We start from the raw sequence: 14,439 nt of genomic DNA on the forward strand, positions 1-14,439 counted from the left end.
CTTTAGTTTAATTCGTTTTATGCTTTCTGTAAATAATATAACTTCTACTAAAGTAAGTTAATGGCACGCTCCACACATGTACTAATCGAGTGAATGGCCACATACTTGTTATCAATAACCCTAAAATAATATGCGTCTTAAATGTCCACGGAACAGTAGTCATTAATTCCGCATTAGGTCTAAAAATCAACAAACCTCTAAACCACACAGAAATTGTTTGTCTATAATCAAAATCTGGTACCGTTGCATTCGTCCATAAAGTAGCTACACATCCCATAAATACAATCGCTAATAATAATATATTAACTAAAATATCGGAAAATGAACTCATTCTTCTTACATTGTGTTTAGTAATTCTACGAGCTGTTAATAAAAACATACCGATTAATGTAACTATACCAAATATACTTCCGATATAAACCGCTCCTATATGGTATAAATGATTGCTTACACCTATAGCACTTAGCCATTCAGCAGGTATACCTAAACCAACAATATGCCCAAAAATAACTGGAATAATACCTAAATGGAATAAAATACTCCCCCACATTAATTGCTTTTTCTCAATGAATTCACTTGATTTTGCGGTCCATGAAAACTGATCATATTTAAATCTAAATATATGCCCAACTATAAATATGGCTACACATAAATAAGGAAAAATGACCCAAACAAATTGATTAATCATGACTCGCCACCTTCTCTTGTTCAATTACACATGATTTTAATGTTTCACGTAATGCTTTAATAAGATGGAAGTACGGACTATTTTTCTGAGCTAAAACTTTCATTAATTCATATGTTCCGTCTTCGATAACCATCACAACGAGCGTTAAACTTTCTTGTGCTCGACTATCTCCTATCCATTCAGCTGCATATAAAAATTCTAGCATTAATGGTAAAAAATCCGATAATTCACTTTTAGGCATTTCTAAACCAAACATTTCATATAAAACTTTTAACCTTGCTAACATTTGTCCTCTTTCTTTTTGTTCAGTTAACTTATTATAAGTCATATACAAAGTTGTTTTCTTTTCAAAATCAAATGTCTCTGTATAAACTTCTTGAATGTCATCTAGTGATATTTCGTACATATTATCCCAGTATTGTTGTATAGAATCATAAGCTGGATGTTTTTCATCAAACGCTGATTCAAAAGCTTTTGGATGAAAATCTAATTTTTCAGGATACGTAAGTTGATTACTAAAAAAACCAAAACTCTTTTTATATTGATTCAAAGCTTCTAAATTAATCACGGAAAATCCCTCCATAGAAGTTCTCATTATAAATCTCTTGCCCTGATTTACCATTTGATATACTTTGCACGCCACATCCGTCACAATTCGAGCCAAACATTTCTCCACCAAATCCTTGGCTACCTTGTGCTCTATAAGTATCCATGTATCCTTCTTTATGAGATGTTGGTACTACGAATCGATCTTCATGTTTCGCTATAGCTAATAATCTATACATATCTTTAGTTTGTCTTTCTGATAGGCCTACTCTGTCTAATCTAGATAAATCAAATTCTTTGTTACTAGATTTTGCTCTCATATAGCTACGCATCATAGCCATTCTTTGCAATGCTAATTTAACAGTTCTAGTATCACCAGCTGTAAGCATGTTAGCTAAATACTGTACTGGTAGTCTCATTTCTTCTATAGCTGGGAAAATCATATCCGGATTTCTAATCGAATCTTTACCTTCAAAATAATTCATAATTGGACTAAGTGGCGGACAATACCAAACCATAGGTAAAGTACGGTATTCAGGATGTAGTGGAAACGCAAGCTTATACTCTATAGCTAATTTATAAACAGGTGAATTTTGAGCCGCTTCAATCCAATCTTGAGTGATTCCGTCTTTTTCAGCTTGTTGAATAACATCTTCATCGTATGGATCTAAAAATAAATCTAATTGTTTTTCGTATAAATCTTGCTCATTTTCTGTTGAAGCTGCTTCTTGTACTTTATCAGCATCATATAGTAGTACACCTAAATAACGCATACGTCCTGTGCAAGTTTCAGAACAAACAGTTGGTAATCCAGCTTCAATTCTAGGGAAACAAAACGTACATTTTTCTGCTTTATTTGTTTTCCAGTTGAAGTAAACTTTTTTATATGGACACCCCGTCATGCAGTAACGCCATCCACGACAAGCGTCTTGGTCTACAAGTACAATACCGTCTTCATCTCTTTTATACATAGCGCCTGATGGACAAGAAGCTACACAACTAGGATTTAAGCAGTGTTCACATAATCTAGGTAAATACATCATAAATGTTTGGTCAAAATTAAATTTAATTTCTTCTTCAATCTTTTGTATGTTTGGATCTGTCGGACCTGTAACGTGTGCACCTGCAAGATCGTCCTCCCAGTTCGGTCCCCATTTTATATCGAGTTTTTTTCCTGAAATAACGGATTCTGCTTTTGCAACAGGTGAATGTTTACTTTCTTTAGCTGTCGTTAAATGCTTGTAATTATACGTCCATGGTTCATAGTAATCTTTCATTTCTGGCATATCAGGGTTGAAGAATATTTTACCTAGTGCAATTTTTGATAGTTTACTACCTGATTTTAATTCTAATTTACCTTTTTTATTTAGCACCCATCCACCTTTATAAGTTTCTTGGTCTTCCCATCTTTTTGGATATCCTATCCCTGGTTTAGTTTCAACGTTATTGAACCATATATATTCAGCACCTTCTCTATTTGTCCATGTACTCTTACACGTAACACTACAAGTATGACATCCTATACATTTATCTAAGTTCATAACCATAGCTACTTGCGCTTTAATCTTCAAGCCAATCTACCTCCTTCATTTTTCTAATGGCTACATATACATCTCTTTGGTTACCGATTGGACCGTAATAATTAAATCCATAGCTAATTTGTGCGTATCCACCGACTAATTGCGTTGGTTTTAAATGAATACGTGTTGGAGCATTATGTGAACCTCCACGAGTATCTGTAATTTCTGACCCTGGTGTTTCAATATGTTTATCTTGAGCATGATACATAAACATCGTGCCTCTAGGCATTCTATGAGACACTACTGCTCTTGCTGTTACTAGCCCATTTCTGTTGTAAACTTCTAACCAATCATTATCATTAATATCATTAGATTGTGCATCTTCTTTAGAAATCCAAACTGTCGGCCCTCCTCTGAAGAGAGTTAGCATGTGTAGATTATCTTGATAAGTTGAGTGGATATTCCATTTACCATGTGGTGTTAAATAACGTAATACAAGTGTATCAACGCCACCTTTAATCTGTTTATCCTTCGTACCAAATACCATAGGTGGTAATGTCGGTTTATAAATTGGTAAGTTCTCCCCAAATTGTAGAAACACCTCATGGTCAATATAGTAACTTTGTCTACCTGTTAATGTTCTAAATGGTACAAGACGTTCAATGTTAGTTGTAAATGGTGAATATCTTCTTCCTAACTTGTTAGAGCCTGGGAACACTGCTGTCGGTATAACTTCTCGAGGTTGAGCAGTAATATTAGGGAATGTAATTTTTTCAGATGCTCTTTCTGCAGAAATATCTTTAAGTTCCATTCCTGTTTGTTGTTCTAAATCTTCGTATGATTTTTGTGATACTTTACCGTTTGATGCAGATGATACATTTAATATGACATCTGCAACTTTTCTAGCAGTATCCATCCTAGGCAAGCCATTTTTAACCGTGCCATCTTCCCACGTATCAAGCATTAACTTCAATTCGTCATATTGTTCTTTCACAGAAAAGCTAACACCGTGAGCACCTATTTTACCTTTTTCTAATAAAGGTCCGACTGATATATATTTGTCATAAATTTGAGTATAATCTCTTTCTACAACTGCAAATCCAGTCATTGTTTTACCAGGTATTGCTTCAATTTCACCTTTAGACCAATCTTTTACTAAGCCCAATGGTGTGGCTATTTCTTGTTGTGTATCATGTGCTAACGGTGTTGTTACAACATCTTTAAACACGCCTTTCATATGTGTTTTAGCTAATTCTGATACTGATTTTGCTATGGTTTTATAAATATCCCAGTCTGATTTTGATTCCCATAATGGATCGACTGCTGGGTTAAATGGATGTATAAATGGATGCATGTCTGTTGATGATATATCGTGTTTTTCATACCATGTTGCTGCTGGTAAAACGACATCAGCATATAAAGGTGTGGTCGTCATTCTAAAATCTAAAGCTACTAACAAATCTAATTTACCGTTAGTTTCTTCACGCCATACAATTTCTTCTGGTTTTTCCGTTTCATTTGGATTTGCTAATAATCCATCTTTAGTACCTAATAAGTGTTTCATAAAGTATTCTTGACCTTTAGCAGAACTCGAAATTAAATTAGAGCGCCATACAAATAATGTTTTAGGATGATTCTTTTTAGCATCAGGATCTTCAATTGCAAATTTTGTTTTTTTAGATTTAACTGCATCAACTGCTCTTTTAACAATTGCTTCATTGGAATCATCTCCTGATTCTTTAGCTTCTTCTCCAAACAATAAGCTATTGCAATCAAATTGCGGATATGAAGGTAGCCAACCTAATCGTGCAGCTAAAACGTTATAATCTGCCGGGTGTTGGTGTTTAAGCTCATTAGATAATGGTGACTGTAATTTATCTACACCTGATTCTTCGTATTTCCATTGATCTGTAGCAAAATAAAACCAGCTTGTAGCATTTTGTAATCTTGGTGGTCCTTGCCAGTCTTTTGCAAAAGCGATTGTTGACCATCCTTCTATCGGTCTACATTTTTCTTGACCAACATAGTGAGCCCAACCACCACCGTTTACGCCTTGACATCCACATAAAATAACTAAGTTTAAAATAGCTCGATAAATCGTATCTGAGTTAAACCAATGATTGATACCTGCCCCCATAATAATCATAGAACGTCCTTCTGTATCGATTGCATTTTGAGCAAACTCCCTTGCGATTTGAACAACAACTGATGATTTTACACCTGTTATTTTTTCTTGCCATTTTGGTGAATATAGAGAGTTTTCATCATCATACCCTGTAGCTTCTAATGGATGATTAAAGCGTCTTATTCCGTATTGACTAGCCATTAAATCATAAATAGTTGATACGTAAATTTTTTCTCCATTTTGATTTTCAATTTCTTTTACTAATATAGGTCTTTCAAAAATACCATTTCCTTCGTTATCAAAATAAGGAAATTGAATGGTCATAATTGATGCATCGGCGTCTTTAAAAGTTAAAGCTGGATCAATGACAGTGCCATCTTCATTTTCTAATTTTAAATTCCATTTCACATCTTTTTCATAACGTTGACCCATTGTGCCATTCGGAACTACGAGTTGTTTAGAATTTTGATCATATACAACAGGTTTCCATTCAGCATGTTCAGTCTTTATACCTAAATCACTTGAACGTAAAAATCTTCCTGCTTTATAGCCTTCTCCATGGGGTTCTAATTGAATAATAAATGGCATATCAGTATATTGTTTAGCATAATTAATAAACATTTCTTCTTTTTTATCTTCATAATATTCTTGCAAAATAACATGTGTCATAGCTTGAGCTAAAGCCGCATCTGTACCTGGGTTAGGTGCAAGCCAATTATCCGCAAATTTCACATTTTCTGCATAGTCTGGAGCTACCGAAACGACTTTAGTTCCTTTATATCGTACTTCTGTCATAAAATGAGCGTCGGGTGTTCTCGTTAAAGGTACATTCGACCCCCACATAATAATGTATCCTGCGTTATACCAATCACTCGATTCTGGAACGTCGGTTTGTTCTCCCCAAATTTGTGGTGATGCTGGTGGTAAGTCTGCATACCAATCATAAAAACTTAACATTTCTCCACCTAATAGAGATATAAAACGTGCACCAGAAGCATAACTAATCATCGACATTGCTGGTATTGGTGTAAATCCAGCTATTCTATCTGGTCCATATTTCTTAACAGTATAAATAATTTGAGCTGCTATTAATTGAGTAACATCTCGCCAATTAACACGTACGTGCCCGCCTTTACCACGAGCACTTTTATATGATTCAGCTTTCACATCATCTTCTACAATTGATGCCCAAGCTACTACTGGATCTCCAAATTCATTCAATGCTGCTTTCCATAATTTCCATAGCTTCCCTCTTACATATGGAAATTTAATACGTAACGGACTATATTCATACCAAGAGAAAGAAGCTCCTCTTGGACAGCCTCTTGGTTCAAATTCAGGCATATCGGGACCACATGAAGGATAATCAATTTGTTGATTTTCCCATGTAATAACACCGTTTTTTACAAAGACTTTCCATGAACAAGAACCTGTACAGTTTACACCGTGTGTTGTTCTAACAACTTTGTCATGGCTCCATCTTTCTCTGTACATTTTTTCCCATTCTCTACTCTTCTCTTCTAAAATTGACCAATTTCCATTAAATTTTTCTGTAGGTTTAAAGAATTTCAAACCGAGTTTAGCCATATATAGAACCTCCTAATATTTGCCCTTTATTAATAAAATTGTACATTTTTTCACAAAGTATATGTATTAGGGGATTACCTATACCGCTTCTCGAAATCCCTAACTAAAGATAAAAAAGCTGAGACATCGATAAATGCCTCAGCTTTCAAATATTATTAAGTTAAATATTCATTTAATCTCTATTATTTCATGTGCTAATCGTTGAACTTCTTTTTTAGAATGTGTTACGAGAATGATAGGAATATGCCATGTATTAAATATATATTTAATAAGGTTCATCCCTTCTTCTTTAGTTTCATCATCAAGACTAGAAAATGGTTCATCTAGCAATAATAAATTAGGTTTCACACTTAAAACTCTACAAAGTGCAACGCGTTGTGATTCTCCACCCGATAATGTTGAAGGATATTGCTTTAAGCAATGTTCAATTCGCAAATGTTTAATTAATTGTTTTGTATTTTCATTTTGACTTGTCATAAAATGAATGTTTTCATTTACCGTCATATGGGGAAAAAGTTGATAATCTTGGAATAAATAACCTATATTTCTATCTTGTACTTTTACTAAATGGTGATGATCACTTAATAAATTGTGGTTAACTTTAATCTTACAGTCATCCGCTTCATTCAAACCTGCTATTATATTTAACATCGTCGTTTTACCTATTCCCGACTTACCTACTATTGCGTATATTTTAGGTTCATTAGATTGAACGTTCATTTCAATCGTTCGCGTTTTGAAATGCTTTTTAATTTGAATATCAATCACTAATATCTACTCCCATTTATGATTCTTCTGGTTCAATATGTTAATAGTGCTAATAACGCAAATAGCAAATGCAATCAATACAAGCACCCATATCCAGGCTTTATGTTCTTCTCCTGCTTGAACTAAGAAATATATTTCTAAAGGTAATGTATTCGTTAATCCAGGTATATAGCCAGCGATCATTAAAGTTGCACCAAATTCACCTAATGCTCTTGCAAAGCTCATTACAATACCTGAAAATATTGCTCGCTTTGATAATGGTAAAATAATCTGTCTAAAAATCTTACTTTCGCTAGCTCCCATTGTTCTCGCAGAGTTTAACATTTTAGGATTGATAGATTGAAATCCATTTATTACGTGTTGATACATTAAAGGCAAACTTACGATAACAGCTGCTATGACAGCTCCAACCCATGTAAATATAATTTGAACGTGAAAGACTTCATCTAAAATGCCACCAAACAATTTGTTTTTAGAAAATATAATCAATAATATAAATCCCATCACAGTAGGTGGCAAAACGATTGGTAACATAATAATACTTTCAATAATAGGACGCATTTTACCTTTATATCTATGCATTAATTTCGCCAGAAAAATCCCTAATATGCATACAATAATAGTACTGATTAACGATACTTTAATTGATATCCAAAGTGGTGTTAAATCTGGCATAATTTATCTCCTATTCTTCAAAGTGATAATCTTTAAATATTTGTTTGGCTTCTTTTGTTTTTAAGAATTCAAACCATTCTTTTGCTTCTTTATTATCCGTTACAAGACCTGCTCTATAAACAATAGGTCTGTCTAAAGGTGCATCAGATAATTTTTCAATATTTTTCACTTTTTCATTTTTACCTTTATAAATATCTGTAGCATAAACAAAGCCTGCTTCTGCATTTTCATTTTGTACATAATTTAGTACTTGTTTAACATCTTTTGCAAATACAAAAGTACTCGTCATGCCATTATATATATCTTCTTTTTTCATATATTCAATTGCATACTGACCTGCTGGTACACTTTTTTCTTCACCAAGAGATATTTTTTGGGGTGAACTGATATCTTTTAAATTTTTAATTGGAGAGTTTTTATATTTTATAATGATTAATTTATTTTCAGCATAATCATAAACTTCAGAAACTTTATCTTCATCTTTTAATTTATCGATATCAGAAGTATTAGCTGACATCATGACATCGACATCTGCGCCAGCTTCAACTTGTTTACGAAGACTACCTGACCCACCATAGTTAAATTTAATTTTTGTTTTAGGATGTTCTTTCTTAAATTCTTTTTCTAATGCTTTTGTAACATCTGTTAAACTCGCTGCTGCTGCAACAGTAAATGTTTTGTCAGCATTTTCTTTTCTAGCTTTGTCCTGATTTGATTCTGAACTACATCCAGCTAAGACAAGTAGTAATGTCAGAATCAATAGTATGGCCTTCTTCATTTTCTCATTCATCTCCGTTTCAAAATATGTATAAACTTAATTTACACCTTTCAATCGATTAATGAAAGTTCCTTATATATTTTTTCACAAATATGTATTAAATAGAATAATCAAATTAATTTTCAGGGTAATATGATTGACAATTTAGGGCTTTACTTAACCTAAATTAATTTAATTTTTAGAATATAACGTAAGTTATGTAAAAGCTTTCTTCTTTTAAAAGTTCATTCTTCACAGTAAAATAGTAATCATAAATAAATCGATAATTAAAGTGAGGAATATATATGGAGCAGAATATGACTTTTAACCAACCCATTTTAAGATATGAACATCAAGAATTAAGAGAAACTACAGATGATTATGTCACTGAATTTCCGATTACCATTATGGTTAATGGTGAAGAATTTGCTACAATAATTTGCTCACCGAAAAACCTCAAAGAACTTGTTCTAGGATTTTTAGCTTCAGAAGGCGTTATATTCAAAAAAAGTGATTTAATGCAAATTTCAATAGATGATTCGAAAGGTTTTGCTCATGTAGAACTAAATAAAAAAATAAATCTTAAAGATAATAAATTCACACAACGTATGATTTCATCTTGTTGTGGTAAAAGTCGCTCTTTTTATTTTAACAATGATGCTTTAACTGCTAAAATATCGAATTCAAAAATAAAAATAAAGCCGAATCAAATTCTTAGTATGATGGACCAACTTCAAACAGAAAGTAAAATTTTCCAACAAACAGGTGGATTGCATAACGCTGCTATTAGTGATGGCGACATGTTTTATGAACATCGAGCTGACATTGGTCGACACAATGCGCTAGATAAATTATATGGATACTGCATCCAAGAAGATATACCTGTAAGAAATAAAGTGCTTATTTTTAGCGGTCGTATTTCCTCGGAAATATTAATAAAAGCAGCAAAGATTGGCGTTGGTGTTATACTTTCCAAATCAGCACCAACTAATTTAGCTATTGAAATAGCTAATGATCTTAACATAACAGCTATAGGTTTTATAAGAGATGGTAGCTTTAACGTATATTCTCACCCAGAACGACTAGAAATAGATTAACTACTAGTTTACATGAATAATGCTCTTTCAAAAATGCATAACTGCATTTTAAAGAAAGAGCATTTTGTACTTTTTATTCTACTGTAAATTCTTTTAAAGCTTCATATTGGAATCCACCATATTGATAACCTTGTGCTTTATACATATCTTTTGCAGTATCTTCACCATCTGCAACGAGTATTACGGATTTCCCTTTCGCATAATTCGCTACAAACGATTGCATTTGTGATCCTATACCTAGTCTTCTCATTGGTTCTCTAACAGTAAAGCTATCTAGTTCGACATATGCTTCATTATCCCATATTAGTAAAATCCCAGCTGGTTTCCCTTTATAATAAGAAATGACTTGTATAGGATTGTCCGAATTAAATTGCTTTTTATTATCTTCTACTTTCAATTCTGCATAGTCTGTTCCAAACTTTTTATCAAATTCATAAGAAATATTTAAAAAATCTACAATATTATCTTCATCTGTAGGCATTACTTCTATATCATCATGTGGTTCTTTTAATAATTTTTGAGGTGTAACTACATATAATTCTATCCAACTATACTCATAACCTCTATAAGTTAAATATGAACTTAATGGTTCCTCAAGTCGCTCATTTTCTGGGAATACAAATTTTAAAAATGGTTGCTTATGTTGATCATGTAATGCTTTTAACATTTGTTCATCTTTTTTAAAGGTATGTAAATCAGGCATAATTTTATAAACTATTTTATTTGAATCATATTGTATTCTTTTATGCAAAGTTTGATAGTGAATATATCGATTTGTAGTTTCTAAAATATCGCCGTCAGTAATTATATCTTTAAACGATATCACATTACTTCACCTCTTAACTATTTCTTATCCTTTTAATTTCAGGTATATGTTTTAAACTAAATAATAACATAGTTGTTAAAATAGCTTTAACGATATCCCCTGGCAAGAATGTAGCTGCGAAAATATATCTCTTAGAAATAGAGATATTCATGAATTCCCCCATGACAAATCCACCGATTAAATTCAATAATAGTACACCTATTACTATATTAATGATAAGTACGTAAACAAATGTTAACTTCTTCCATTTTATATCGATAAAGTAGCCAATAAGAAATGTAATAAGCGGGTATCCTAATATGTAGCCTGCTGATGGACCGAAAAATACACCTAATCCGCCTCTTCCTCCAGTTAAAATAGGTAGTCCGACTGCCACTAATAATAAAAATATAACTACGCTAAGCGTACCTCTTTTATACCCTAATAGACACCCAGCCAGCATGATGCCTGTATTTTGAAAAGCTATTGGAACCGGCATAAAGGGTAACGGAATTGGTGGTATAAATGCTAGCATAGCTATAAATGCGGTAAACATTGCGATAATAACGATATCTTTTGTCTTCAAAATTTTCACTCCTATTAATAAGATAAGATATATTATATCACATTGTTAACCAAAATAAATATTAAGTTAACAATCAATTAAAAAGTGCTACAGCCCCATATAAAGCAGAGTCATTACCTTTTGAAGTTGTTTCAATACGTGCATGCCCATAATCTTCTGGTAAATATTGATTTATATATGGTTCAATTAAATCAATCAGCTTCTCCTCTTGTTTAGAGATACCTCCACCAATAAGTATAATCTCAGGATCAAATACTATTTGAACTTGTGCAATTCCTTCTGCGACTTTTTTAGCCCAGTTCTTTAATATAGTCATTGCTTTTTCATCATCGCTATATGCCAACTCAAATAACTGTTCTACAGAAACAGGTTCTCTATATTGCTTATTAATTATTGATTTTAAAGCATTTGTTGAAGCACGGTCTTCATACGTTGTATTTGTCTCTTCATCATATAATAAATAACCAATTTCACATGCTTTATAATTCGCACCTTCTAATAATTTATCTTCGTAATAAGCGCCTCCTATTCCAGTACCAATTGTCATTAAAAATAATGATTGAGTATTACCATCATGCTCAGATAATTCCCCTAACAACGCACAAGACACATCATTGTGAATCTCAACATTATGAGTGATATATGCCAATGACTCTTTAAAGTTTGTTCCATTATATCCAGGTATTGTCGGGCCTGCATAAGTAATCACACCTTTTTCAGAGTCAACCACTCCTGCTGTTGAAATACCTACTTTGGGATTATTCAACTCGAAGTCCTTCACATACATTTCTATAATATTTTTAACTTCATTAAGTATTTCGTTATGAATATTTTCCGGTGTTTTGACTTTTTGATAACCATGAAGTTTTTGTGCTTCATCTATTACTCCAGATTTTATATAAGTTCCACCTATATCTATAGCTATTTTCATGTTAGCCCTCCTTAAGTGATAAATGCTTAGTCATTAATTCTTTTGCAGTTGTGATGTCTTTATTATGGATTGCTTCTACTATACGTTTATGTGTTTGAGATGTTTCTTTATAGTCAATTTCTTGCTGTTGATTTTCAATATGATAAAAGTATGATTGTACGACTGTACTCAACTGTTCAAATAGTGCGTTACCAGTCGAATGTAAAATTGCTTGATGGAATTTACGATCATTCTCATAATGATTCTTTACATCCTCATTTACTATTTGAGACAATAATTCAATATCTTTATTATTTTTAATAATTTCTTCTATAGCTGCACATTCAAAAATAATTCTTAAAGATAATAAATCTTGTTTCGAGCCATTTGCAACTTGAAAACTAAATAAAAAACCTTCTACTAAGCTCGTTACATCAGGTGCTTTAATGACTGTACCTCTACCTTGAACCGTTTCTATAACACCTGTATGTTCTAAATAACTAAGTGCTTCTCGTACAACAGAACGGCTTACACCATACATTTCAGTAAGCGCTCTTTCTGTAGGTAATTTGTCGCCCATAGTTAAGCCATTTGATAAAATATATTGTTTAATTTCTTGTAAAACTTGTTCCTTTAAACTTTGTACTTCTATTTTATTTAAATTACTCATGATTTACGCTCCAAATCTTCTATCCATTCAAACACTCTTGAAAGATGGTTATTCATTATTTCATGCGCTAAAATTAAATTTAACGATTCTATAGCTTCTATAATCTTACTATGTTCGTAAAAAGATTTTTCTATATCTTCTTGAACTACGACTTTATTGAATTGATTCTTTGAAAAATATTCTTTAATAACTTTACTCATAGAAATAAGCGTTTGATTTTTAGTAAATAAAATGATGGTTTCGTGAAAAATCGAATCATATAGCGCCAATTGATCAGCTTGTTTTATAGAGTCATAATATTTCTTATTAATATCTTTCAACTTTTGAGAGTCTACGTTTAATTTTCCTTCGATAATTAAACGTATAGCACCTAATTCTATAATTTTACGTACTTCTAATAATTCTTTAATTTTGAATCCATGAACTTTCATGTGAGACTCAAAAAGCATAGATAGATGCTTATCTTTTTCAGTTATATACATACCACTTCCAGATTTAACTTCTATTAAACCACTTTGTTGTAACCTACTTACTGCTTCTCTTACTACTGTTCTACTAACACCTAATTTTTCAATGAGTAATTTTTCAGAAGGGAGTTTATCACCATTTTCAAATTGATGAATTGTTATATATTCTTTTAATTTTTCAACTGCTACGTCCACTAAAGATGTTCTTTTCATCATTGTATCTCCCCCCTTTTTAAAGTTTATTTTATCATACAAAAATCTAGTTTTATAAAAACAATTGACACTTAATGATGCAATCGCTTACAATATAATTATAAATTGGTCTGACAATATTATCAATTATAAAAATAAAAAAGGAGTTTTTAATGATGAAAGGCTTATATTCAGCGTTACTAGTACCATTTGATAAAGAAGGAAATATTTTAGAATCAGGTTTGAGACAAATTGTACGTCAAAATATCGACGTTCAAGGTATTGATGGTTTGTATATCAATGGTAGTTCTGGGGAAAATTTCTTAATAAACACAGAGCAAAAAAAGCGAGTATTCGAAATTGTTAAAGATGAAGCTGGAGATGAAATTAAATTAATCGCTCAAGTTGGTGCATTAGATTTAAATGAATCAATCGAATTAGGTAAATTTGCTACTTCTCTTGGCTATGATGCATTATCAGCAGTTACACCATTTTATTACCCATTTAGTTTTGAAGAAATTAAATATTACTATAATGCAATTATCGAAGCGACTGGAAATGACATGATTATTTATTCAATTCCTGCGCTTACTGGCGTGAATTTATCCATTCAACAGTTTGAAGAGCTTTTTGAAAATGAAAAAGTAATCGGTATTAAATATACTGCTGCTGACTTCTTCTTACTAGAAAGAATTAGAAAAGCATTCCCTGATAAATTAATTTTATCTGGTTTTGATGAAATGCTTATTCAAGCAGCTATATCTGGAGTAGATGGCGCAATTGGTTCTACTTACAACATTAATGGTCAGAGAGCAAGAAAAATTTTCGAATTAGCTAAACAAGGTAACATTCAAGAAGCTTATGATATTCAACATGAAACAAACGATATCATCGAACAAGTACTTGCTTTAGGAATATACCCTACATTAAAAGCAGTATTATCAGCTAAAGGAATTGAAGCTGGAGAAGTAAAAAGACCTTTAGCACCTTTAGATAATGAGGGATTAGAAAAAGTTAAATCACTCGTTTCAAAATACAACTTATAA

14 protein-coding genes are annotated in these 14,439 nt (G+C 32.1%); 2 read left to right on the forward strand and 12 right to left on the reverse strand.

The features are described from left to right. Window positions 1–7: 7 nt before the first annotated feature. The 7 genes from narI to modA all read right to left on the reverse strand — a co-directional run bounded on the left by narI (window position 8) and on the right by modA (window position 8,687). Complete coding sequence (gene narI / locus LQ682_RS07520; protein WP_017000338.1) at window positions 8–688, reverse strand: respiratory nitrate reductase subunit gamma; 681 nt, start codon at window positions 686–688, stop codon at window positions 8–10. Continuing rightward, a complete protein-coding gene (gene narJ / locus LQ682_RS07525; protein ID WP_017000339.1) occupies window positions 681–1,256 on the reverse strand; it encodes a nitrate reductase molybdenum cofactor assembly chaperone in 576 nt (191 codons plus the stop codon). Before narJ ends, narI begins: the two co-directional genes overlap by 8 nt. Next, complete coding sequence (gene narH / locus LQ682_RS07530) at window positions 1,249–2,805, reverse strand: nitrate reductase subunit beta (protein WP_017000340.1); 1,557 nt, start codon at window positions 2,803–2,805, stop codon at window positions 1,249–1,251. The genes narJ and narH overlap by 8 nt, the downstream gene beginning before the upstream one ends. Beyond that, complete coding sequence (locus LQ682_RS07535) at window positions 2,795–6,466, reverse strand: nitrate reductase subunit alpha (RefSeq protein ID WP_239724068.1); 3,672 nt, start codon at window positions 6,464–6,466, stop codon at window positions 2,795–2,797. Before LQ682_RS07535 ends, narH begins: the two co-directional genes overlap by 11 nt. A gap of 168 nt (window positions 6,467–6,634) precedes the next feature. Further along, on the reverse strand, window positions 6,635–7,234 hold the full coding sequence (locus LQ682_RS07540) for an ATP-binding cassette domain-containing protein (RefSeq protein ID WP_064204592.1): 600 nt from the start codon (window positions 7,232–7,234) through the stop codon (window positions 6,635–6,637). A 6-nt stretch (window positions 7,235–7,240) separates the two neighbouring features. Further along, window positions 7,241–7,909: a molybdate ABC transporter permease subunit gene (modB, locus tag LQ682_RS07545; RefSeq protein ID WP_017000343.1), complete on the reverse strand. Its 669-nt coding sequence runs from the start codon at window positions 7,907–7,909 to the stop codon at window positions 7,241–7,243. Window positions 7,910–7,919: 10 nt separating this feature from the next. Next, on the reverse strand, window positions 7,920–8,687 hold the full coding sequence (gene modA / locus LQ682_RS07550; RefSeq protein ID WP_239705485.1) for a molybdate ABC transporter substrate-binding protein: 768 nt from the start codon (window positions 8,685–8,687) through the stop codon (window positions 7,920–7,922). 284 nt (window positions 8,688–8,971) lie between these two features. Here modA and fdhD point away from each other — a divergent pair, with 284 nt between their 5' ends. Then, on the forward strand, window positions 8,972–9,763 hold the full coding sequence (gene fdhD, locus LQ682_RS07555) for a formate dehydrogenase accessory sulfurtransferase FdhD (protein ID WP_103268748.1): 792 nt from the start codon (window positions 8,972–8,974) through the stop codon (window positions 9,761–9,763). 73 nt (window positions 9,764–9,836) lie between these two features. Here fdhD and LQ682_RS14235 read toward each other — a convergent pair whose 3' ends face one another. From LQ682_RS14235 to LQ682_RS07580, 5 genes are all read right to left on the reverse strand, one after another. Next, window positions 9,837–10,589, reverse strand: a complete 753-nt coding sequence (locus LQ682_RS14235; protein WP_135031154.1) for a GNAT family N-acetyltransferase — start codon at window positions 10,587–10,589, stop codon at window positions 9,837–9,839. Window positions 10,590–10,602: 13 nt separating this feature from the next. After that, window positions 10,603–11,154 (reverse strand): biotin transporter BioY, encoded by a 552-nt coding sequence (locus LQ682_RS07565; protein WP_064204596.1) that lies wholly within the window; start codon window positions 11,152–11,154, stop codon window positions 10,603–10,605. 73 nt (window positions 11,155–11,227) lie between these two features. Continuing rightward, a complete protein-coding gene (locus LQ682_RS07570) occupies window positions 11,228–12,085 on the reverse strand; it encodes an ROK family protein (protein ID WP_239705484.1) in 858 nt (285 codons plus the stop codon). Window position 12,086: 1 nt separating this feature from the next. Next, on the reverse strand, window positions 12,087–12,734 hold the full coding sequence (locus LQ682_RS07575; RefSeq protein ID WP_017000349.1) for a FadR/GntR family transcriptional regulator: 648 nt from the start codon (window positions 12,732–12,734) through the stop codon (window positions 12,087–12,089). Continuing rightward, the gene (locus tag LQ682_RS07580) at window positions 12,731–13,417 is read right to left on the reverse strand and encodes a FadR/GntR family transcriptional regulator (RefSeq protein WP_017000350.1); all 687 of its coding nucleotides are present in this window, start codon (window positions 13,415–13,417) and stop codon (window positions 12,731–12,733) included. The genes LQ682_RS07575 and LQ682_RS07580 overlap by 4 nt, the downstream gene beginning before the upstream one ends. Before the next feature lie 152 nt (window positions 13,418–13,569). Here LQ682_RS07580 and LQ682_RS07585 point away from each other — a divergent pair, with 152 nt between their 5' ends. Further along, a complete protein-coding gene (locus LQ682_RS07585) occupies window positions 13,570–14,439 on the forward strand; it encodes an N-acetylneuraminate lyase (protein ID WP_103268743.1) in 870 nt (289 codons plus the stop codon).

This window comes from Mammaliicoccus sp. A-M4, from assembly GCF_022386955.1.
Taxonomy (GTDB): domain Bacteria; phylum Bacillota; class Bacilli; order Staphylococcales; family Staphylococcaceae; genus Mammaliicoccus; species Mammaliicoccus lentus.